Below are 22438 nucleotides of genomic sequence, written 5' to 3' on the forward strand. Positions count from 1 at the left end.
TACGGTGAAGTGTATTGAGGCGGGGGGAATCTCTAGGGAATCCCCCTCCCCGCAATTGATTATGCTTCTTCTACATTTGTATGCAACAGTTTCAAGCTGGTATCAAACTCTTTTTCGATAGCTTCGTCCCGTTGATAGGTCAACAGGCTTACGACAATACTGACGATAAGGTTGACGATAAATCCGGGAATGATTTCGTATATATCTTTAGTGATTTGCAAATCAATATTTTTCCAAATAATTACTGTTGCTGCACCTGCTAACATTCCGGCAATGGCTCCCCAATTGGTCATTTTTCTCCAATACAGGCTTAACACGATAACGGGGCCAAAGGAAGCGCCAAAACCGGCCCAGGCATAAGCGACGAGACTTAAAATGGTTTTATTTTCACCGCCCAACGCGAGCAGGCAGGCGACAACCGAAACCGTTAGAACAGCCATTCTCCCAAAGAACACAAGTTCTTTATCCGAGGCATTTTTACGCAGAAGCAGCTTATATAAATCTTCTGTCAATGCACTAGAGGTTACAATGAGCTGAGAAGAAACCGTGCTCATGATTGCAGCCAATACTGCAGCAAGAACAATTCCGGCAATAAACGGATGGAATAAAATTTGTCCAAGTTGAATGAAGACGGCTTCTGGATTAGACAATGTATACTTTGTTTGGGTAAAAAATGCTAGACCGACCAATGCTGTGAATGAAGCGCCAAGTAATGAGGCAACCATCCAGCCCATACCGATACGTCGCGCAGTTTTGGTCTCCTGTACAGAGCGGATGGCCATAAAGCGGACGATAATATGTGGTTGTCCAACATAGCCAAGTCCCCAGGCAACTGCGGAGATGATGCCGAGCGCAGTAGTGCCGGTCAATAAATCCAGGAGGGAAGGATCTATGGATCTGATTGTATCAACTGTGTTGGCAAACCCGCCCGTCTCGCTCATCGCTAACAACGGTACAAGGATAAGGGCAAGCAGCATGATAAGCCCTTGGACAAAGTCCGTCCAACTGACCGCAAGAAAGCCCCCAAACAATGTATAGGCGACAACCACTCCGGAAACGAGGAGCAGCCCCGCAATGTAAGGAAGGGAGAAGGAGTTTTCAAAAAAGACGGCTCCTGCCACCATTCCTGAAGAAACATAGAATGTAAAGAAAATAAGGATAACAATGGAGGAAGCGATCCGCAGAAGTTTGGTGCTGTCCCTAAATCGATTTTCCAAAAACGACGGAATGGTGATGGAATTCCCGGAAACTTCCGTGTATGTCCGCAAACGTGGGGCAACAAACAGCCAGTTAAGATAGGCGCCAACCGATAAGCCAATGGCAATCCAGGCATTTGACAGTCCCGTCAGGAAAATCCCTCCCGGAAGCCCCATTAACAGCCATCCGCTCATATCGGCAGCGCCAGCACTTAAAGCGGTTACAGCAGGCCCTAAGGAGCGTCCCCCTAACATATAGTCCGTCAAGTTTGTCGTTTTGCGGAAAGCATACCACCCTATACCCAGCATAGTTCCCATATATATCACAATGGCAATCATTTTCAGGGTGTTTTCTGACATTTTTCCACCTCGCTTAAAAATGATTATTTATTCAATGTATGACCATTAGATTAACATGTTGACCTGATTTTCGAAACAGCCAGGATGTCCAGGCGGATAAGGTTCTTGAAATCAACGTCAACCATGGCGTATTCGAGTCGCTGAAGGACGCGCTGGCGAACGACCGCCAGAAGCTGAGCTTGTACACGAACCTGCTGTACAATCAGGCGCTGCTGAATCGAAGGATGAAGGGCTGCCGATAGGCGATCCAGTGCAATTCACGAATGATATTTGCAAAGTGATGGTATAGTTTGGGGAAAGAAAGAACCCGATGCCGGCGAAAGCCGGTGTCGGGTTTTCTGCTGCTGTCACGAAAGTCGCGGATGGATGCCGTTAAAGGAAAGCTATTTTTTATTCCTTGTTTCATCACTTAATTCTTTGAGTTTTTGAATCATTTCATGAAAAATAGCGGGTATCGGAACACCTATTTTAATTCCATTTTCAATAATGCTAATAAGCTCGTTCGCAATATAAAAATACGTGACGGTATTCTGAAAATAGTGATCCTGACCAAAAATTAAGTCTATATGATGAGCTGCTGCGATCATGAAAAACATAAAGATTTTTTTGGATATTCCAATGAGGCCTTTGTTACTACGAAGCTCCCCTTTTATTCCCGATGCCAATAATCCTGACGCATAATCCACAATCACAAAGAAGATGAGTATTTTCAGTAAAAAATGATAATTACCAAATAAAGTAATAAAACCGCCGCTTAAAAGCGGGATAAAGAATTTGACGAATACGTCCATGCTCCCCCTCCTTTACATATCTACTTTTATAGGTGGAAAGCGATAGACAAATACAACCTTTGTAGTATGAAAACGTAATTTGTCATTGTGGTTGTAAAATCATGGTATATAATACCTTTATTTTTAGAGAAAACTTTATTTGGGGGGTGCTGTAATTGCATGGATTGTCTCTCTATGATTTCTACAAAAAAGAATTAAGGAGAATTGCATGGGGATTACAATATCGTTCTAAGGTTACTCTAAAAAAGGAAAGACAACTCAAATTAGACATTATTAAAGGGTTAAGCTTTTTAGATGAGGCGGATTCGAAGTTATTTGTTAATGAATTAATTAACTCCTTAGAATCACACAAGGCGAGGCAGATAATTACAAAAATATACGTCGAAAATAAAAGTGAAAAAGAAACCGCTTACGAAATGAATATCACGCAGCAGGGGGTGAATAAATGGAAACAAAAGTCTCTCAAACTTCTATCTCAAAACTCGAATTTATGGAGTTGATTAAAAAAGCGAGGGAGAGTGACCAGAATGCCATGATGGAAATCATTAAGCTATATGAAAGTGAGATGATCTATCTTAGTAGGTATATAAAAATGCCAAAGGAAGATGCGCTTCAAGCTATGATACTAGGACTTATAGAGCTAATTAAAAGGGGAGATGAAAAAATATAAAGCTGTCCCCAAAAAATTATCAAGGATGACATAGTTCACTTTAGGTCAACCCAAGACCCGGGTTGGCCCATTTTTTGTTATAAAGAACTTACGAATCAAGATTACGTATGGAATTAAAAAATTAGTAGTTGTTATAAATCAATTTAAAACTCCTCAATTAGTAAGAGGATAGTTTGGCAGTGCTCGATAAATTCTGAGGATGAATTTTGACCACTGATCCTCCCGATTACCTCTAAAACAAAATTAAAGGAGAGAGTTACATGCCAGAAAGACATGGAGCAATGCGGTTGTAGAAGCAGGGTGAAGGGAAAAAATTCATCGATGAAGCAAATTTTCTTGACACAATAATATCAAATTGGAGGGATTTCACTATGTATTCACCTATGTATTCTGGAGGTAGAGAATATCCGGAAGAAGTCGAACTGAAGTATAATGATATTGTACAACTCTTGAAAGCACAAGAAACCATTTACAGTGAAGGATTTAAAAATGATGTAGATACTAATGACCTGTCTTGGCGACTGGGTGGTTATGCTACAGCTATGGGATTTCTGGCTATGGCGAGAAATTACACTGCTTTGGGGTGGGCAACAACAATTGTCGCTGTACTCACTGAAATGACGTTCAATGGAAGAACCGTACTTAGGAAGTATCTTGATAACGGAAACACGTACTTGATCAACCTTCTCAATTTCATGGATAATAATAAAGAATATGATATCATCAGAGTAAAACTTCCATTTCTTCAGTACTACCATGTTGATGGTGATATTCGATTCGTTATTGGCGAGGGCCAAATCACTGGGGTTCATTATCGCCGTGGTGGCTGGTCTACTGATCAATAATCTAGGTAGAAAAGTAAGAGATAACTGTATGTTATCTCTTACTTTCTTCTATTTCCTTTAAAAATTGGTCTAGGAATTTTAATTTATCAAACACGAATTCATTTGTAATTTTGTATTCTTGAGTTTTATCTTTGGATTTTTCATAATCATATAGTAAAATTTCCCCCTTCTCAGAAATAAAAAATCCCAATAACACTCCGTTTTCCCCCTTAATCGTAAGGTGATATCTTGGAAACTCAGGGAAAACAAGACCAGAACTGCCCTTTTGTACTTTCATTTCAGGAAGTGATTTCATTACTAATTCAATTTCTTTTTTATCTTTTACACTTCCAATACTATAGTGTTGTATCTCTTTCGATTTTAGTATATAGATAGAGTCAATTTCTGTTCCATCAATGTGCTCCGTAATCAAATCATTAAATGAGAAGGTTCTAGTCTGATCGTAAAATCTGGTCCCATACACACAAAACCATAATATAATTGCAATATAGATGATAGGCCTCTTATATTTTGACATTCTGTTCCCTCCTTACTTATTTGCAAATAATACACTCCCTACATTTTACCAGGAAATATCAATTGTAGAACCACCCTGAATCCGCTTCCCGGCATGCTTCGACCCACGGTCACTTACCCGGATGTGGTCTATGCGTATCTGGGGATACTTTGCCAGGGAAAAGCGACTTTGATCAGATCGAACCTTTCCGCGAGGATCGCTTTTTCATCAAATCCTTAGGCCTCAAGCGCGTGCCCGTCCTCACCCACACTCCGTCAGCGTCTGGATTTGGCGGCGGCCAGCAGTTACGATTGGCAAACCACACTGCTGGAAGAGCCGGCAGACTTACTGGGTGCGCTTAACGTCCCGCTAACGCCTGTTCAAGACGGATTTAAATTTGGAGCGATTGCCTTCCGGCAAGTTTGCCACGAACGATCTGGTATTGTGTACAGGCCTCGTTGCTTATAATCTGCTGCGGGCCATTGGACAAATTTCCATCCAAGAACCGGACGCTCCGCTTCGGAAGACACAGTCCATGGTTTCGGACATTCCAGCGTATTTATGGGATGTTGTCGGGATAAAATGTCACGAACCTATGTTTCCGTTCAAACTCGGCACATGGGAAGCTTTGTTTCGTGATGTCTTTTTAAAGAGAATCGAGTCTCCGCCTCTGCTTTCTAAGCCTTTCGTTACATCTGATAGTCCAGGTTCTCTTATTCGCATCCCGTTCACGGATTCAGGACACCCTGTAGAAGTAAAAGTTTTGTTTTGAACTACATGTTATTACAAGAAAATGGAACCGTCTATAAGGTTCTAAGACACAATTATTAGATTATATCTGTAAGAATTGGAGAAAAAATGCTCAAATTAACGGCTCGGTAAGTCGATGCTAGCGCAGGCAGGTATCGGGTTTTTTGCTTATCTTAGAGTATTTTCGAACTGTAGCGACAACACCTCTATCTTATAAAGAAAAAGCAACTACTAATCACTAGCATCTTATTCCAAACGTATGGTAATGTGGGAAATGGTGGAATGAAACGGCGAAAAAATACTTCAAAAGAGGGAGGTAAAATACAATGGAGGATGTGCAGAAAGTGGATTTTTCGGAATTCACATCATATTTTATATCTCAATAAACCAATGAAAGGGAGGGTGTCTTTGAGTATCTTCATGAAAAAATACGGGAAAGTCACACTTCTTCTTGTCGTTGTGTTCATCATTGGTGCACTGTATATTCCCAAGCTAAATCATACAGCCGAAGTGATTTCATTTAATCAATTAGTTAAAGAACATGTCAAAGAAGAAGAGATCGAGTATCTCTTCCTTAGTAAGGCGATTCAGGGCGAGTCTTCTAGAGATTCAAGCTTTAGAATATATGATAAAGAAGAGAGGGAACGAGTACTCCAGATTTACTCCAAAATTGAAATGAAAAGGGAGGATCGCCCTGAACGCCTGTCACAGAGGGAAAGGGTTTACTTGAACTTTGGGAATGTGTATGGACTGCAATACGTGATAATGGTTACCGACCTTGGAATCGTGGATACGTTCCATTATAAGACAAATAAAGGGGGAACTTATAGGATTACAAACGATTTTGATTTTGGAACCATCCGCCGTTTATCTGAACCTGAACCCGGTGCTGGAAATGCCAGTGCCGGTTTTTTTTGCTACGCCTTCTGCACCGCAGACGAAAGGACCCTGCATTTTTACGAAACTCTTTCCCTCCAAAAAAACAATAACGAGCCTTTACTTTTCCTACGAGATGCTCTAAGATAATAAATAAGTTTCCTTAGGAAAACATTTTTGTACAAAAACATATTTTATGGGGGAGGGAAAAATATGCGTCAAACTATAGATGTTAATAATTTGCACATATCGTATTACGGAAAAGAGGTCATCAAGGATGTAAGCTTCTCGCTGCAGACCGGCAAGCTTATCGGCATCCTCGGGCCGAATGGGGCGGGCAAGTCGACATTGATGAAGGCCATGCTCAGTCTCATTCCCCGCGACGGAGGAGAGATTACGCTGGGTGGAGAGCCGCTTACCTCGATGCGTAAAAAAATCGCCTATGTGCCGCAGCGCTCCAATATCGATTGGGACTTTCCCATTATTGTGAAGGATACGGTGCTATTGGGGACATTCCCGACCCTCGGCCTGTTCCGGAGGCCCACCAAGCACGATAAAGAATGGGCGCTCGAATGCCTCCGCAAGGTCGGCATGGAGAAATTCAAAAACAACCAGATCGGCGAGTTGTCCGGCGGCCAGCAGCAGCGGGTGTTCCTGGCGCGCGCGCTTGCCCAGAAGGCGGAATACTTCTTCCTTGACGAGCCGTTTGTCGGAATTGATGTCGCCAGCGAGAACGTCATCATCGATATTTTGAAGACGCTGCGGGATGAAGGGAAGACGGTGTTCGTCGTGCACCACGATTTAAGCAAGGTGGAAAGCTATTTCGACAATCTGATTTTGATGAATAAGGAATTGATCGGCTGCGGGCCCGTCGATCGCGTCTTCCGCCCGGAATTGATGCAGGAAGCCTATCAGACGCCGTTTGGGATGATAGGAAAATTGGGGGTCGGAATGTGATGGAATTTATACATGATTTAATGGCCTATGAGTTTTTGCAGCGAGCCTTTGTCACTTCGATTATTGTTGGCGTTATTTGCGGCGTTATCGGCTGCTTTATCGTATTGCGCGGGATGGCGCTCATGGGAGACGCAATTTCGCACGCCGTGCTGCCGGGTGTGGCCATTTCCTATATGCTGGGGATCAATTACTTCTATGGGGCGGTCGTCTCGGGAATATTGACGGCGGTCGGGATCGGAGTCATTAATCAGAACAGCCGCGTCAAGAGCGATTCTTCCATTGGGCTGGTGTTCTCCGCCGCTTTTGCTCTCGGCATCATTCTGATTACGAGCGCCAAGAGCGCTACCGACTTGACGCAAATTTTGTTCGGGAATGTCCTGTCGGTACGGGCATCGGATATGTGGCTGACGGTCGCCGTCGGAGGCATCGTGCTGCTGGCAGTCCTCCTCTTCTACAAGGAACTGCTGGTGTCGAGCTTCGATGAGACGATGGCCGCGGCCTATGGGCTGAAGACGCGCCTTATCCACTATTCGATCATGGTTCTGCTGACGCTCGTCACGGTAGCGTCCCTGCAGACGGTAGGCGTCATTCTGGTTGTCTCAATGCTGATTACGCCGGCATCCACCGCGTACTTGCTCACGAACAGACTGTCCACGATGATTGGGCTCGCGATGTTCTTCGGCGCCCTGTCCTCGATGATCGGCTTGTATGTCAGCTTTCTCTACAATCTGCCGTCCGGCCCGGTTATTGCCTTGGCGACGACGTCCATCTTTTTGCTGGCGTTTCTGTTCTCTCCGAAGCAAGGAGTGATTCGGCGGATGCTGAAGATGAACAAGCGGAGAATGGCCGTCGGGAAGTAATAACCGGATTAGGATAAATCATGATATGAAAAAGGAGTCCAGGAAAATGAAAATGGTAAGAAAATTCATGTTATTGTCGGCGATGGCGGCACTGCTGGTGCTGGCTGCGTGCGGGCAAGCGAATTCGGACAAATCCGGGGCTGTTCCCGCCTCTTCCGATTCCGCTTCCGAGCCGGCCAAGGAAGGGCCGCTCAAGATCGTCACTTCCTTCACGATTCTCGAGGACTTCGCCCGGGAAATCGGCGGCGAAGATGTCGAGGTTCACAATCTGGTGCCAACAGGCACGGATCCGCATGAATATGAACCGCTGCCGGAGGATATTAAAAAAGCGACGGATGCGGATGTTCTTTTCTATAACGGCTTGAATCTGGAGGGCGGCAAAAGCGGCTGGTTCTTCAAAATGATCGAGTCCGTCGGCCAGAAAGAGGAAAATGTGTTCAACCTGACGGAGCGCGTGGAACCGATGTATATCGGGGGCAAGGACGGCCATGAGGAAGAGATTAATCCTCACGCGTTCATCGACCCTGCCGTCGGCGTCAAGATGGCGGAGGATATGCGGGATGCCCTGATGAAGAAGGACCCTGCGCGCAAAGAGAATTACCAGAAGCGGGCAGACGAATATATCAGCAAGCTCAAAGAGATTGATAAGGAATATGAAGAAAAAATCAATTCCATCCCGGAAGAGAACCGGATCCTGGTAACGAGCGAACGCGCATTCCAATATATGACGACGCATTATGGACTGAAGGAAGCGTATATTTGGGAGATTGACACGGAAGAGAACGGTTCGCCAACCCAGATTAAATCGCTGGTTGAATTTATTAAGGAGCATAAAGTGCCGGTTCTCTTTATCGAATCCAATGTGGACCCGCGCCCAATGGAGACCGTCTCGAATGAAACCGGCGTACGCATCGCCGAGAAGCGGATCTACTCCGATGAAATCGGACAGCGGGGAGAAGAAGTGGATACGTATATCAAATATTTGGAATATAACCTTGAACTCATTCATAGCGAATTAAGCAAATCATAATAGTAAAAACTTGGCTAGTGCGGTTTTGATTCCATCGGGAAGAAAGAACGCGCTGGAAGCATCAACTGCCGGTAGGCAACGAGCCTGATCGCGATTCAGAAAAGGGGGGAGGGCATGCGAACCCCGGGGATGGAGGATCACCTCGAACAGATCTACCTGTTGACCAGAGCCAAAGGGTTCACAAGAGTGTCGGATATCGCGCAAGCACTGTCCATTCATGATTCGTCCGCTTCCAAGATGGCGCAGAAGCTGGGGAAATCGGGATATGTGCAGTACGAGAAATACGGGAGAATCTGCTTGACGGAAAAAGGGTTCCAGGTAGGGCGCCAACTATTCAACCGCCATCAATTGCTGGAAAAGTTTTTGCGCCAGATCGGCGTTGAGGAAGAACAGATCCACCAGGAAGTCGAGCAGATTGAGCATCATTTCAGTTGGAGCACGATCGCCCGGATTCAAGAGCTTGTCCGTTTTTTTGAAGAAGAGCCGCTCGTGTTGAGGGAGTTCCATAAAAGACAAACGCTCTAGCCTCTATACGGAGCTGTGGAGGGAGGCCTGGCTCCAGCAAGATATCGCGCCGCTTGCGGCACGACGCAGCCGGATTTCAGCATCCGCCGAAAGCGTCAAGCTGCTCTTCCTCCGCGATTGCCTGTATCTCTTCGGCTCCGATGCGGAGGTACATATAACCGTCCCGGGCCTGCTTCTGAAGCGCGCGATCCTGGACGAAGCGGGGGCTCGCCTCCCCGGCGTCTTCATCGTAGACGAGAAGAATGCCCTCGGTCTTCCGGAACAACAGATCGTCTCTGGCGACGAACTGCCATTTCCCGCTGTAAGGGCCATTGCTGACTGAGCCGTAATAATCGACCTGCTGCACAAGCTGATCGAAGTATGCTTTTTTCTCTTCATTCCATTGGTCCGCCTGCTGGCTGTAGGCCGTAATGATCGAGCATTTCAGATGCGGATATTGCGGCTTTAGCGCGAGCGCGGCTTCGCAGGCCCATAGGTCGACCCCGTATTGGCCCGGGGTGATGACCCATTCGAGCCCTTCCTCCAGCAGGGGGATCAACCGGGCTGCGATCGCTTTGCGAATGTAAGGGATTCCTTGATGCTTGTTATTGTAAATGCCGAGCTCATGGGCGCGGTAGCCGGTAACAAGTAAGTTTTTCAAGTGATCTGCCTCCAAGTATGGAATCATCGTCAATCGTTCGTTCTCATCCACCATTATACATGAGCCGGCATCAATGTGCCGGAGGCGGGGCGGCATGCGCCGCCGCCCGCGCCAGCAGATGGCTTCCGAGTGAATCGGGAGTCATCTTTTTTTGTTCCTGTCCGCCGCTTGATTAGATACAAAAACTGAAAAACTTGGCCAAATGTGCCGATATCATTAGTAACCTTCAATGGATATTTATTCAAGTTTATCGAAGAATGGGAAGTTGACGGGACGAGCATAAAAATCTGGCGACGATTCGAGGAGGAGTCAGGCGATGACGCATCTGGATAAGAAGATTATTGAGATGGAGCAGGCGAAGAAAAGGCTGGAGCAGCAGAACAGCCGCAGTCAGGAGGGCCAGGAGGACGCGGAGCGCGAGGCGCAAGCCGAACGTCATGCGGCCCGTGAGGAGAGGGAAGCGCAGTGGCGGCGGGAGATTCGGGAAGGAATGCGGAGCGGCCGTATTGACATAGCGGGCACTTCCGTCGAATTCCAGCCGGCAAGCTTTTTTCAACCGGGTATTCGTTTCTTGTTCCCCGGGGAGTTTCTCGTCTGCGCGCTTGATACCGAGCAGCAGAAGGTGTACCGGAACGAAGCCCATGCCGTCAATATCCTCTTGCAGTACACGGATCACCCCGGGCAGCCCATCGATATGACAGCAATGAAGAGCGAGATGATTCGCAATATGAAGAGCATGGAGCTGAATACCGAATGGGTGGAGGATGGCGTGAAGGAGGTGAACGGACGGCCGGTTCACTACTGCGCGTTTTTGAACCCGGTGGCGCACGGGAAGGTGTTTAACTTTTTGTTTTTCGCGGATGCGGGGCGCAAGCGGCTTATCGGGAACATCAATTGCAATGGGAAGGACAGCAAGCTGTGGTCCTGCATTGCCCAGGAAATGATCGATTCGATGGAGGTGGCGCGCAGATGAGCGTATCGCAATTATCTTATCAAAATGTGAGAATTTCCCCATTTCCCCATATGCAGCTGTTGGAGATGTCTATCGTGCAAGAGGTGAACGAGCATGGGAAGCTCACGTTCACGGGCCGAATGCCGGAGGATCATAAGGACAATGATCTGTTCGCCATGAATGAGCAGACGCCGGTTCAAGTCGTGCAGATCACGGAGCAGGGCGAGGAGCGGGTCTTGTTCTCCGGTATTTTGTCAGAGATGCGGATCGAGAAGTCGCGGGACGTCTATTCCGTCTATGCGGAAGCGCTGACAAGCACGATCATGCTTGATATCCGCGTGAAGAACCGGTCGTTCCAGGACGCCGCGATGACCTACAATCAGCTCGTCCGCCATCTGGGCGGCGATTACTCGAATTATGACGTGAACTATACGTCGGAACAAAATCCCTCCCTCGGCGCCTTGGTCGTGCAGTACAAGGAGACGGACTGGGCCTTCCTCAGACGATTGGCCTCCCGTCTCGACACCGTGGTCGTGCCGGCCGAGAACTTCAAGGATATTAAATTCAGCTTCGGTCTCCCGGATACCGGGGCGGTCAAGAAGCTGTCTCCTTCCAGCTATGTCATTACCAAAAAGCTGGCCGACTATATGAACTACCACAAAAATGTCCGGCGCAATGCGATGGAGAGCGATTTTATTTTCTATGAGATTACGACGGATCAATGGCTGCATCTGGGCGATGCCGTCGATTTCCAAGGGGCGCGGCTCTATGTCGGCAAGGCCGTGTCCATGATGGACCGGGGAAGCGTCAAGCACACGTACACGATTACGACCCGCAAAGGCTTGAACCGGCATTCGCCGTACAATGACGCGATCCGCGGCGCATCGATAGGCGGGACGGTGCTGGCCATCCAGCGGGACAAGGTGAAGGTGCGGCTTGATATCGACAAGGAGCAGGATGCCGGGAAGGCCTGCTGGTTCCCGTATTCGACCGTCTATGCCTCCGCGGACGGCAGCGGCTGGTACTGCATGCCCGAGGCGGGCGACAGCGTCCGGGTCACGTTCCCGAGCGATCGGGAGGAGGAAGCCTTCGCCATCAGCTCGGTCAACTCGTATGCGGGCGAACCGGGAGGAGCCGGAATGCAGAACGGTCAGGGCGGCATGTCCGGCGTTGGAGCTGCGGGCGGGGGGACGCAGGATCGGATGTCCGATCCGAATGTCCGGTATTTCCGCAATTCTTCGGGCATGGAGGTTACGCTGGCCCCCGGACATGTGCTGATTTCCGCAAATAACGGTCAGGCTACGATTCGGCTCGCCCAGGACGGCTCGATTACGATTGCCGGGCAGAACGAGGTCTCGTTGACCTCGAGGGAGAACGTGACCATCCGGGCGGACAAGACGCTGATGATGACCGCAAGCGAAGAGATTGCGATCGAGAGCCAAAAAGGCGGCAAGATCGTGCTCAACAGCGGGGGAGACGCGGAGTTGAAGGGGAACAAAGTACTTACGAACTAGTGTGGCACTAAGGGCGCTCCGCGCAGAAAGGGAGATTCGCCGTGACAAGGGATGAGGCGCTGCGGCATTGGATGGATACGGCCGTTGCCGCGAAGCGGTGGGAGCAAATGCATGCGCTCCATCAGAGCGTGATGAGGGACAGAGACAGGCTGGTGGCGGAATTCATCGCGTCGTTCAAGCAGCTATGCCGTCACATTCGGCGCATGCAGGACGAGAAGCGCAAGGGGAAAATCAAATACATTCATTACTCGGCGCTGCGGAGCCGCCTCTTGAGCGGCGATCACCGCTGCCGGATTGATGCGTATGACAGGCAGTGGTATGCGGATGCCGTGGACTGTTCCGCCGAATATGATGCAGGTTGGGCGTTCGGCCGCCTGGACGAGTTCACGCGCGCGATTGCGGAGCAGGGCAAAAGGTACGTCGGCAAGGTGCTGCCGGCCGATGTGGAGGCGGTCATGCGGGGCGAGGCCGTCTGGTATACGGCCTGCCTCGTCAAGCTGGCCCGCCATGCGGTAAGAGAGGCGGTTCGCAGCGATGAGTTCGCCGCCATCGACAAGGAAGACGAGCTGTACATCATGGTCGGCGAGTACAAGGACCGGAGCGAGCTGGTCTATCGCCATGATGCCCGGGAGAAGGGGGGCCGCGAGCTGCGGGAGATGCTCTCCGCGGGCCAGCGGAGCGAATATGTCTATGAGGTATTCAATGGAGCGGATCTGAGCGGCATGTACTTTTCCTTGCTCAACTTCAGCTACGCGGATCTGTCCCATTGCACGTTGGCCGGCAATGCCATCTGGGGCTGCGCGTTCATCGGCGCAGACTTCCGCGGGGCCAATCTGGAAGGAGCAGATATGAACCGCAGCATTGTGCATGGGGCGAGCTTCAAGGAGGCGAACCTGCGGAACGCGAGTCTGGAGCATATTCAGGGAGGACTGTCCTTCCCGGCGCCGGATGAGCTTCATATTCCGCCTTTCATGGAGACGAGCTTCCAGGACGCCAACCTGGAGCATGCGAGCTTCCGCGGGGCCGATCTGCGGGGCGCGGATTTCCGGGGCGCGGCTTTAAGGGAGGCATGCTTCACCGATGCGGAGCTGGAAGGCGCAATATTTGCGGCCGAGGATGTGGGGCATCTCGGTTTGAGCGAGCGGCAGATCGCGGGCATCGTGATTGCGGAAGGGTGCCGGGCCTGATGCGCCGCGATTCGGCGGGGGCATACGAGTGATCAGGAGTGATCAATGGATAGGGAGCGGGAGGTCATATGGACTATTTCATCATTGCGCAGGATGAGAGCGCGGATCAGCAATTCCGCTTCGCCGGCTTGAAGTCGACGAATAAAATCATCGAGGTGACGCCGGATCAGGCGGACGATATTCAGGACATTACCATCGTATTCGTCGAGGGCCAGGCCGACAGCGTCTACCCCGATTATATCGGCAAGCCGGTCGTGCTGGTGGCGGATGAGGTCAAAAAAGTGCTGGAGCTGCATGATCCGAAGCTGGTGTTCAAATGCGCCATCCTGTCAGACCCGAAGCACAGCATGCAGAAGGTATATTGGCTCCTGCTGCTGCCGAGGGTCGATTGCTTGTCGGAGCGGACGGAGTTCCAGAAGACGGGTGCGGTCAAGCGCATCGTCATCGATCAGGCGAGGGCTGCCGGACATGCCATTTTCCGGGCTCAAGGCTTGCTGGAGAAGCATGTCTTTATCCCTCTCGATGTGGCCGAGAGCCTGCTGCGAAGGGAACTGCTGGGGATTCGGCTGGAGAAGGTGGAGCATGATCGCGGAGATTCGGACGTATCCCAACCGGGTGCATTCCAACCGGGCGCATTCACAGAAGGATCGGTGCGCTAGTGGAAGATAACCGGATCGTTCAATAGATGGAAAGGTAAGGAGGAATAGACATGCATGAAATGATAGCGGACGGCGGAGGCGGCGAGGGTCAAGCCGAGCCGAAATATGTGGTGCACGGCGCCTTCTGCGCCTGCAGCCAGGGAACGCGCCCCGCTCGGCTTATTATCCCGGCGAGCCACGGGGATTACATCCATGATCAGCCGCAATTGAATGTGGAGGACCAGGTGCCGATGGTCAATATACGGCCGTTCGGACTCTGTCAGAGCACGCAGAATCCGGCGGTACAGGCCGTCATCGACGCCCTGCCGCCGATGCCGAAGCAGGAGGAGGCCGGCTGGTTCGCGAGCTTGTTCATCAAAAAGGAGGCTCCGCCCCCGGAAGAGGTTCCGGCGCCCGTATGCGTAGCGATGTGCGTGCCGAAAGTGACGCCGGGGATGCTCTGGCAATCGGGCAAGGAGAATGTATTGGTCGGGGGTGCGCCCGCGTTGCTGAGCAACGGATGGGTGACTTGCGCATACGGGGGCCTCATCACGATCGTGCATGACGGGCAACGGGAATAGCAGCCTCGGGAGAAGGGATGGAAGAGGATGAGGATACGTTACGGGGGAGTAATCCTCGAGCTCCCGGTTGAGCTTCACCGCCTGACCGGGCTTGTCTTAACGCGAGAGGTCAATGAGCATATCCAGCTTCAGTTCAGCGCGATTATCCCGGAAGAGAAGAAGGACAGTTATATTCATGAGCTGGGGCAAGGATCGCCGATTATCGTCTATCGGGAGCTGGAGGAAGTCGAGGATAGCGGCGAACCGGCCGGCGGGAGCCGGCAAGGAGATGTGTTATTCCAAGGCCTGATTCGCCGACTGGATATCCAGTGCGTGCGCGGCGTGTACACGCTCCAGGCGGAAGCCTGTTCCTATACGTGGGCGATGGACATCGAGCGCAAACGGCGCTCGTTCCAGCGGGTCGATATGACCTATGCCGATGTAATTGAGCAGGTGCTGCAGGACTATCCGCATGCCAATATGCAGGATCATGCGACGAACCATGCCCGGATTGACGGGCTTATCATGCAGTATGACGAGACCGATTGGCAGTTCGTCAAGCGGCTGGCTTCGCATTTCGGGGCCGTCGTGGTCCCGGATGCAGCTTCGGGGAGCGCTCGCTTCACGCTTGGCGTATCCGCGGATCGGGAACCTGTTGCCGTTAGCGATGCGCAATATGTCATCCGGAACGACTTTCGACGCGGCCTGCTGGCCCGGACGAACGAGAACCCGGAGCTGCAGGAGACCGACTTCATCAGCTTCGAGATCGATACGCCGCTCTGGCTTCCGCTGGGGGGACGCATCAGCTTCGCCCAGAGGCCGTTCGTCATCCGGGCCGCCAAGTCGCTCGTGCGGGACGGCCTCCTGCGGCACACGTATACATTCAGCACCGCCGATGGCGTCAGACAAGGCTATCTGTCCAATCCGCGGATTCAAGGCTTGTCGCTGGACGGGACGATTACGGACATCTCGCGCAACCGCATTCGGGTGCAGCTGGCCATCGATTCCGCCCAGACGAAGGGCGATACATGCTGGTTCCCTTATTCGACGGGGATCGACAACCAGATCTCGTACCTGATGCCGAAGCCGGGATCGGGCGTCAAGCTGCATTTCCCGACGGTCAATGAGAGAGAAGCCATTGCGATCGGCTCGGTGAGACAAGGAGGCGAGGAGAGCAAGTACGGGCATAAGCAGTCCGACCCGAAGGTGCGCTCCTTAACGAATGACACGGGCAAGGAAATGAAGCTGACCGGACAGGATGTCGTCTTCAGCGCCAATGACGAGGGCAGTATCAAGGTGCGGTTGTCCGGGGACGGCGCCGTGGAGATCGCTGCGGACACCGATCTGCACCTTCGCGCCGCATCGGCTGTGGCGATCGGGGCAAGCGAGAGCGCTGCGGCGGAAGCGGCTGCGGCCGTGCCGAAGCGAATCTCGATCTCGGCGGGGGAAGATGTGTTCATCAGCCGGAGTCCGGGGGAACACGTCGATCCGGCCCATGCGATCGCGATACAGGATTCGACCTATGTTCAAGGAGCGAAGATTATCTATCTGGGCGAGCCTGGCGAACCGCCTGCCGAGACGTTCGATGACAGCGCGCAGCTGGCCGAGGACGCCAAGCTGATGGAGGAGGTCAACGCCCAGGCGCTGGCCTATCGCGAGGCGTGCATCGCCAAGGCGGAGGCGGCGAAGAGCAAGTTCGGGTTCGGCGCCATCGCCTTGGTGGTCGGCGTGGTCGCGGTAGCCGTCGCGACGGTTGCGACGGGGGGCGCCGCCCTGCCGCTTATCGTCGGCGCCGCAGGCGCCGTCTCGGCCGTCGTGGGCGCGAGCGAGATCGCTGAGGGCCGGGAGGACTTCGCCAAGGCGCAGGTCGGCGATCTGAGCAAATCCTATAACTTCATGCGGGACACGGTGCTCGGCGGCGACGAGGATCTGTACAATATCGTCAAATACGGCTCGGTCTCCATCTCCGTGCTGGGCGGGGGCTTCTTGGCCGGGGGCACGACTTTGTTGGCCGGCGGCGTGACCGGCGGGACGATGAGTGCGGGGATAACGGCGATATTTGATCCGTACCAGCCCTTGGACGGCACCTTCAGTTGGAAAGCGATGGCCGGGCATTATTTGAAGAGCTTCTATAACGGGGCCTTGGCCGGAACGCTCTCGGCCGGCGTGTTGAAGGGCATTCCGTGCGGGGCCGGTCCGCTCACCCAATTCGGCGGCAGATATAGTGCAAGCTTCGTGGCTTCAAGCGTGCTCGATATCAGCAACTCCGGCGATGTGAATTTCCTGAACAATGCGGTAAGCAGCGTATTCGGCGCGGCGTTTTCCTTCATGGGAGGAAAAAGCCGGATTGGCCGTTACGGTGCGTCCGTCACCGGGGATATGGCCGGAGGTTCCGCGATCCAGCTTCTGCAGAACGGGACCATCGACAAGGATACTTTTTTCGACCAGTTGAAAAAATCACTCGTGAGCAATGTCGGTAATCTGGTGACGAGGTTAGACCCGATTGATGTCGCCAAAGGCCGGTTCTATCTGCAAGCGACTGATTTGGTCGTGCACGATATCGGTGATACGCTGGAACTGACGCGCAGCTTCAATTCGCAGAACCCGTTCGTGGGCATGCTGGGCAAAGGCTGGCTTAGTTCTCTGGAGAGCTCGCTGACCCGGGTAGAGGATCGCGCCTTCCTTATCTGTATGGACGGCCATTATGAGAGCTTCATCCTTCAGGACGGCGAATGGCGCAATGAACGGTCGGGAGCGCTCGATTACCGGTTAGTCGAGGAGCCGCGCAGAGGGAGATATCTCGTCAAGCATGAACGATACACGTATGTGTATGACGGGGCGACCGGACGGCTGCTCTCGTTCAGCGACGGCAACGGCAACCGCACGGCGTTGGACTATGACGATCAAGGCCTGCGCTCGTTGACGACGCCGGGCGGCAAGGAGCTTGCTTTTACCTGCAGGAACGGCAAGCTTGCGGCGATCACGGACAACATCGGGCGCACGGTCGAATACCGGTATGCGGGCGATCTGCTGGCCGGGGTAACCTACCCGAACAAGGGCGAGGTCACATATGCCTATGACAGCGAAGGGCGTCTCACTTCGATTACCGATCAGAACGGCCATACCTATGTGCGCAATGAGTACGACAGCGCCGATCGGGTCATTCGCCAGTATGACGGCGAGGGCCATGTCGCGGATATCGTCTACGACGAGCGGGCCCGGATGACGACCTTTACGTTTCATGCCACCGGAGTCGTGGAGACGTACAAATACAACCGCGATTATTTGGTTACGGAAGCGCACTACGATGACGGCACGCAGGAAGCCTATACCTACGATGCCTGGCAGAATAAGGACAGCCATACAGCTGCCAATGGCACCGTCACGCGCTGGGTGTACGATGCCTATGGCCATTTGCTGGAGGAGGTTCGGCCTGATGGCACGAAGGTGGAGCACCAGTACGACGAAGACGGGAACCGGATTCGCACGGCGACGGCCGGTGGCAGCGAGACTCGTTACGCCTACGATACCCGGGGGAATCTGCTGGAGGAACGTGTGCGGATTGACGACACGAACGAATCCGTCACCGCTTATGAGTATGATGAATTCGGACGGCTAATCCGCCGCATCGATCCGATGGGCCAAGCGACAACGTTCCGGCATGAGGTGAAGCATACCGATGCGCCGACCTTCGTAGAGGATGCGGAAGGCCAGCAGTTCAAGTATGGCTATGACGCCGCGGCCCGGATGACGAGCATTACGACCTCCTACGGCACGGTGGAGATTGCCTACAATGTGCTGAACCAGCGGACGCGCATCATCGATGCGGCCGGCAACACGACGGCGCTGTTCTATGATCCGATGGGCAATTTGATCAAAAAAGTGCTGCCGAACGAATATGTGGAGCGCTTGGGCAACGGCATCGGGACGGAATATCGCTACGACTTCATGGACCGCCTCATTCGGACGACGGATCCGATGCAGAACGAGCAGCGGGTCATGTACGATATCCATGACAATCTGGTGAAGGCCGTCCATCCGAACGAATATAGCCGGGCGGAGGATGACGGGGCCGGGGTCGAATATGAATACGATCACCGGAACCGCCGCATCCGGAGCTTGTACCCTGACGGCAGCATCGCCCGCACGAAGTATGATGCGGTCGGCAATATCATCAAGACGATCGATCCGGAACGATATAATCCCGAGACCGATGACGGTCCGGGCACCGAGTATGTCTACGATGCGATGAACCGCCTCGTTCAGATTACCGATCCGGAGGGGCATGTCATCAAGCGATTCTTATATGACGAGGAAGGCAGAGTCGTCAAAATGATCGATGCCCGCGGGTGGCTAAGCGGGGAGACCGATGAAGAGCGCTTCGGCACGCTGTATGCCTATAACCGGGCCGGCTGGCTGATCGAGAAGCGGGAACCGGTCGAAGCCGAGGGCGGGGCGATTCTGTACAAGCTCACCTTGTACCGGCATGACCAGGCCGGCCGTCTCGTGGAAGAGCGGCGGACGGCGGAGCATGTCGGAGCGGCCGGATATGCGAGCCGGTATCATCGTATCCGCTACCGGCATGACAAGCTGGGCCGGGTCATTCGGGTCGAGGATGATACGGGAGCCGAGATTCGCTACACCTATGATTGCCTGAATCAGGTTACGTCCGAGCGGCGCAAGCTGAGCGAGCAGAAGGAACAAGTCACCCGCTATGAGTACAACGCGGTCGGGCTGCTTGAACGCAAAATCGATCTGATCGATGCGGAAGATCTGGCGGAGGGCCGCTCGTTGAGCGGAAGCGAGGATAAGATCGCCGCCGTGACCTCCTATCGCTATGACCGGAACGGCAATATGATCAAGCTGGTCACGCCGGAAGGCTATGAGACAGAGATCAGCTACGATCGGGCCGATCGCATCATTCAGATTAGCCGCCGGGAACGCCAGGACAGCAAGGCGCGGACCGTCTACTTCAAGTATGACCGGGCGGGCAACGTGCTGGAGGAGACGGATACGAACGGCAACCGCGTGGCCTACAGCTACGATATGATGAACCGCCTCATCCGCACGACAGGCAAGCGGGGCGAGACGACGCGCCTGTTCTATGACAAAGCGGGGCAGCTTATCAAGCAAGTATCGCCGACTCAGTATAATCCGCTTACGGATGACGGCGACGGCACTATATACCGTTATGATGCGTTGAACCGGCTGATCGAGGTTCGCGATGCCTATGGCCAGATCGTGGAGCAGAACCGTTATAATCAGGCGGGCGAGTTGATCCGAAAGCTGAGCGAAGGCATTGGCGTGGAATATACGTATACCATCGGCGGCCGGGTGAAGCAGATTCGCACCGCTGAGGCTGCGGCCCGCGGCAAGGTAAGCCAGGAGTACATGTACGACGCGCTTGGCAATATTACGGGCGTCGTGGACGGCGAAGGGAACAGGACGCGCCACAGCCTGGACGCATGGGGCAATATCCGGGTGCTTACCCGTGCGGATGGAAGCGAAGAGCGGTATAGCTACGACCGTGCAGGAAATATCATCAGCTCCACGGACGCCAACGGCCATACGACCATCTACCGCTATAACAGTCTGGGCAAGCTGGCGGCGGTGGAGGATCCGTCGGAGCAGCGCATGGTGTACCAGTATGACCGCCAGGGCCGGCTGACGCGGCAGATCGATCGCAACGAGCGCGTTATCGAGTATGTGTACAATTTCGACGACCAACTGGTGAAGCGAAGAGAAGCCGCAGGAGGCGCGGAAGACATCTACGTCTACAACGAGGATGGCACGCTGCGAACGGCCGGCAATGATCGGATGCGGTATGACTATATGTATACGCCGGACGGCAGACTGGCGGCGAAGTATATAAGCGAACCGCCGCTTGGAATTCGCCGCAAGGGCGACTGGGCCGGATCGCCTCCGTTCGCGGGCCCGTTGACAAGTACCGGAGCGAATGGAGCGGCCGCTCCTCAGTCTTGGCATCCGATGGATGCGCTTGAGCCGGAGGCCGCGGGTGCGGGTATGCGTAAACTGCTCGAATTCCGCTACGACCCGGACGGACAGGTTACCGGGTTGATCGACGCCGCAGGCAGACATACGGAATACCGCTATGATAAAATAGGGCGTATCCAGGAGGTGCTGCAGGGCCGGGAACGTCTCGCGCAGTACCGCTATGGCGAAGGCAACCGCATCGCCTCCATTCTGTACGGAAGCGGGATCAGCGTCGAATACGGCTATGACCGGGACGGCCAGATGACGAGTCTGCGGGCGGCCGGCCAAGACGGCCGGGACCTGATGCGCCATACGTACAGCTACGACAATAACGGCAACCAGATTGCCAAGATGGAGCATCATCAGCTTACCCTATACAGCTATGACCGCTTGAACCGCCTGCAGGAAGTCGATTACGGCAGCGGCGCCCAGGAGTCGTACAGCTACGACCCGGCCGGGAACCGCATCCGCCGCGTGCTGGACGGACAGGCCACAAGCTATGCCTACGACAGCCGCAACCGTCTGCTGTCGCTGCTTGAGCACGACGGCAGCCGCACCGACTTCGAATACGACCGCCAGGGCAATTTGCTCTTCGAACGCTCTGGCAACGGCACCACTTCTTATGCTTATGACGCGTTCAACCGGACCGCCAAGGTCGAGAAGCCGGACGGCAGCTATGTCCGCCATGACTACGACCCGGAAGGGCTGCGCAGCGGAATTTGCGAGAACGGCGTTACCAGCCGCTTCGTGTTCGACGGCTGGAATATGGTGAACGAGCTGGACGAGGAGTGGAACGCGAAGGCCTCCTATGTGCGCGGCCATGAATTGCTGGCGCAAGTGGACGGCCTTGGAGACGCCTACTACTACCTGAACAACCAGCACGGCGACGTCGTGCATATCACGAACCGGCTGGGCGGCATCGTCAACAGCTACGAGTACGACGCCTTCGGCCACACCTTGTCCGCCACCGAAGGCATCCCGAACCGCTTCCGCTACGCGGGCGAGCAGTTCGACCCTGTCACGCAGCAATATTACCTGCGCGCGCGGTTCTACAACCCGGTCATTGCCCGGTTCACCCAAGAGGACGAGTACCGCGGCGACGGCCTGAACCTGTACGCGTACGTGGGCAACAACCCGATAAAATATGTGGACCCGAGCGGGTATTCGTGTGAGGAAAAAGGGAATGTTTATGGCAAGGGTGATAAGAAGGAAGGGCCTTATGAGGAGACTAAAAATCCTGTATTTACAATTTCTAAGGAAATGTACCCGAATCATGCTGGAATGTTAGAAAACGCACAAAATAATGGGCATTCATTAGAGAATCTTCAAAGGGGAGCAGGAACTCGAGCAGCAAAGAAGAACCGTTATGAAGCTCAAAAACAAATCAGGAAAGAACAAGGGCCTCCTCCAAAAGGATATGACTACGACGAATTCCCTTATGCATCAACTAAACAAGGTGGTGCTGGATCGCATGTAGAACCCGTTCCAAGTGCAGAGAATCAGGCAGCTGGAAGAGATTTAGGACAATTTTATAGGAAGCATGGTTTAAAAGAGAATGATTATTTTGACGTAAAAATTATTGACTGACTTTCGCTGT

Annotated in this window: 17 protein-coding genes and 2 pseudogenes; 15 read left to right on the forward strand and 4 right to left on the reverse strand. The window is 52.7% G+C overall.

What is annotated here, in order from left to right; all coding sequences use genetic code 11:
- Window positions 1–59: 59 nt before the first annotated feature.
- A complete protein-coding gene (gene putP, locus L6439_RS03840; protein ID WP_168179555.1) occupies window positions 60–1556 on the reverse strand; it encodes a sodium/proline symporter PutP in 1497 nt (498 codons plus the stop codon).
- A 74-nt stretch (window positions 1557–1630) separates the two neighbouring features.
- On the opposite strand from putP, the pseudogene L6439_RS03845 reads away from it, so the two are divergent.
- A pseudogene (locus L6439_RS03845) lies at window positions 1631–1845 on the forward strand (molecular chaperone HtpG); the annotation flags it as partial.
- Window positions 1846–1939: 94 nt separating this feature from the next.
- Here L6439_RS03845 and L6439_RS03850 read toward each other — a convergent pair.
- The gene (locus L6439_RS03850; protein WP_168179554.1) at window positions 1940–2347 is read right to left on the reverse strand and encodes a phage holin family protein; all 408 of its coding nucleotides are present in this window, start codon (window positions 2345–2347) and stop codon (window positions 1940–1942) included.
- A gap of 445 nt (window positions 2348–2792) precedes the next feature.
- Here L6439_RS03850 and L6439_RS03860 point away from each other — a divergent pair, with 445 nt between their 5' ends.
- Together L6439_RS03860 and L6439_RS03865 are read left to right on the forward strand one after the other, a co-directional pair.
- Entirely contained in the window at window positions 2793–3017 is a 225-nt protein-coding gene (locus L6439_RS03860; RefSeq protein ID WP_213470486.1) for a helix-turn-helix domain-containing protein, read from the forward strand.
- A gap of 371 nt (window positions 3018–3388) precedes the next feature.
- Complete coding sequence (locus tag L6439_RS03865; RefSeq protein ID WP_168179552.1) at window positions 3389–3862, forward strand: hypothetical protein; 474 nt, start codon at window positions 3389–3391, stop codon at window positions 3860–3862.
- Between the two features lie 31 nt (window positions 3863–3893).
- Here the strand turns inward: L6439_RS03865 and L6439_RS03870 are convergent, their stop codons facing one another.
- On the reverse strand, window positions 3894–4379 hold the full coding sequence (locus L6439_RS03870) for a hypothetical protein (protein ID WP_213470488.1): 486 nt from the start codon (window positions 4377–4379) through the stop codon (window positions 3894–3896).
- A gap of 358 nt (window positions 4380–4737) precedes the next feature.
- On the opposite strand from L6439_RS03870, the pseudogene L6439_RS03880 reads away from it, so the two are divergent.
- The 6 genes and pseudogenes from L6439_RS03880 to mntR all read left to right on the forward strand — a co-directional run.
- Window positions 4738–4881: pseudogene (locus tag L6439_RS03880) on the forward strand (IS1380 family transposase); the annotation flags it as partial.
- A gap of 635 nt (window positions 4882–5516) precedes the next feature.
- Window positions 5517–6134 carry a hypothetical protein gene (locus L6439_RS03885; protein WP_213470490.1) on the forward strand — a complete coding sequence of 206 codons (618 nt, stop codon included), beginning with the start codon at window positions 5517–5519 and terminating at the stop codon, window positions 6132–6134.
- A 63-nt stretch (window positions 6135–6197) separates the two neighbouring features.
- Entirely contained in the window at window positions 6198–6941 is a 744-nt protein-coding gene (locus L6439_RS03890) for a metal ABC transporter ATP-binding protein (protein WP_213470492.1), read from the forward strand.
- Window positions 6941–7801, forward strand: coding sequence for a metal ABC transporter permease (locus L6439_RS03895; protein WP_168179612.1), 861 nt, complete (start codon window positions 6941–6943; stop codon window positions 7799–7801). Before L6439_RS03890 ends, L6439_RS03895 begins: the two co-directional genes overlap by 1 nt.
- Window positions 7802–7847: 46 nt before the next feature.
- Window positions 7848–8831, forward strand: a complete 984-nt coding sequence (locus L6439_RS03900; protein ID WP_168179548.1) for a metal ABC transporter solute-binding protein, Zn/Mn family — start codon at window positions 7848–7850, stop codon at window positions 8829–8831.
- Between the two features lie 114 nt (window positions 8832–8945).
- Window positions 8946–9356: a transcriptional regulator MntR gene (gene mntR, locus L6439_RS03905; RefSeq protein ID WP_168179547.1), complete on the forward strand. Its 411-nt coding sequence runs from the start codon at window positions 8946–8948 to the stop codon at window positions 9354–9356.
- Between the two features lie 76 nt (window positions 9357–9432).
- On the opposite strand, the gene L6439_RS03910 is transcribed toward mntR, so the two are convergent.
- Window positions 9433–9996, reverse strand: a complete 564-nt coding sequence (locus L6439_RS03910) for an SLOG family protein (RefSeq protein WP_168179546.1) — start codon at window positions 9994–9996, stop codon at window positions 9433–9435.
- A gap of 316 nt (window positions 9997–10312) precedes the next feature.
- Between L6439_RS03910 and L6439_RS03915 the strand changes: the two genes are divergently transcribed.
- The 6 genes from L6439_RS03915 (at window position 10313) to L6439_RS03940 (ending at window position 22428) form a co-directional block, all read left to right on the forward strand.
- Complete coding sequence (locus L6439_RS03915; protein ID WP_168179545.1) at window positions 10313–10969, forward strand: hypothetical protein; 657 nt, start codon at window positions 10313–10315, stop codon at window positions 10967–10969.
- Window positions 10966–12462: a contractile injection system protein, VgrG/Pvc8 family gene (locus tag L6439_RS03920; protein ID WP_213470494.1), complete on the forward strand. Its 1497-nt coding sequence runs from the start codon at window positions 10966–10968 to the stop codon at window positions 12460–12462. The genes L6439_RS03915 and L6439_RS03920 overlap by 4 nt, the downstream gene beginning before the upstream one ends.
- 41 nt (window positions 12463–12503) lie before the next feature.
- Window positions 12504–13649 (forward strand): pentapeptide repeat-containing protein, encoded by a 1146-nt coding sequence (locus L6439_RS03925; protein ID WP_213470496.1) that lies wholly within the window; start codon window positions 12504–12506, stop codon window positions 13647–13649.
- A gap of 68 nt (window positions 13650–13717) precedes the next feature.
- Complete coding sequence (locus L6439_RS03930) at window positions 13718–14308, forward strand: hypothetical protein (protein ID WP_168179542.1); 591 nt, start codon at window positions 13718–13720, stop codon at window positions 14306–14308.
- A gap of 50 nt (window positions 14309–14358) precedes the next feature.
- Window positions 14359–14868: a DUF4280 domain-containing protein gene (locus L6439_RS03935; RefSeq protein ID WP_168179541.1), complete on the forward strand. Its 510-nt coding sequence runs from the start codon at window positions 14359–14361 to the stop codon at window positions 14866–14868.
- Window positions 14869–14895: 27 nt separating this feature from the next.
- A complete protein-coding gene (locus L6439_RS03940) occupies window positions 14896–22428 on the forward strand; it encodes an RHS repeat-associated core domain-containing protein (RefSeq protein WP_213470498.1) in 7533 nt (2510 codons plus the stop codon).
- The last annotated feature ends 10 nt before the right edge of the window (window positions 22429–22438 follow it).

Source organism: Paenibacillus dendritiformis (genome assembly GCF_021654795.1).
Lineage (GTDB): Bacteria > Bacillota > Bacilli > Paenibacillales > Paenibacillaceae > Paenibacillus_B.

Excerpts from the sequence above, each read along its gene's own strand:
- mntR (WP_168179547.1), top strand. The coding sequence starts at position 8,946 with ATGCGAACCCCGGGGATGGAGGATCACCTCGAACAGATCTACCTGTTG.
- L6439_RS03870 (WP_213470488.1), bottom strand. The coding sequence starts at position 4,379 with ATGTCAAAATATAAGAGGCCTATCATCTATATTGCAATTATATTATGG.
- L6439_RS03930 (WP_168179542.1), top strand. The coding sequence starts at position 13,718 with ATGGACTATTTCATCATTGCGCAGGATGAGAGCGCGGATCAGCAATTC.
- L6439_RS03940 (WP_213470498.1), top strand. The coding sequence starts at position 14,896 with ATGAGGATACGTTACGGGGGAGTAATCCTCGAGCTCCCGGTTGAGCTT.
- L6439_RS03890 (WP_213470492.1), top strand. The coding sequence starts at position 6,198 with ATGCGTCAAACTATAGATGTTAATAATTTGCACATATCGTATTACGGA.
- L6439_RS03915 (WP_168179545.1), top strand. The coding sequence starts at position 10,313 with ATGACGCATCTGGATAAGAAGATTATTGAGATGGAGCAGGCGAAGAAA.
- L6439_RS03895 (WP_168179612.1), top strand. The coding sequence starts at position 6,941 with ATGGAATTTATACATGATTTAATGGCCTATGAGTTTTTGCAGCGAGCC.
- L6439_RS03935 (WP_168179541.1), top strand. The coding sequence starts at position 14,359 with ATGCATGAAATGATAGCGGACGGCGGAGGCGGCGAGGGTCAAGCCGAG.
- L6439_RS03850 (WP_168179554.1), bottom strand. The coding sequence starts at position 2,347 with ATGGACGTATTCGTCAAATTCTTTATCCCGCTTTTAAGCGGCGGTTTT.
- L6439_RS03860 (WP_213470486.1), top strand. The coding sequence starts at position 2,793 with ATGGAAACAAAAGTCTCTCAAACTTCTATCTCAAAACTCGAATTTATG.
- L6439_RS03865 (WP_168179552.1), top strand. The coding sequence starts at position 3,389 with ATGTATTCACCTATGTATTCTGGAGGTAGAGAATATCCGGAAGAAGTC.
- putP (WP_168179555.1), bottom strand. The coding sequence starts at position 1,556 with ATGTCAGAAAACACCCTGAAAATGATTGCCATTGTGATATATATGGGA.
- L6439_RS03920 (WP_213470494.1), top strand. The coding sequence starts at position 10,966 with ATGAGCGTATCGCAATTATCTTATCAAAATGTGAGAATTTCCCCATTT.
- L6439_RS03900 (WP_168179548.1), top strand. The coding sequence starts at position 7,848 with ATGAAAATGGTAAGAAAATTCATGTTATTGTCGGCGATGGCGGCACTG.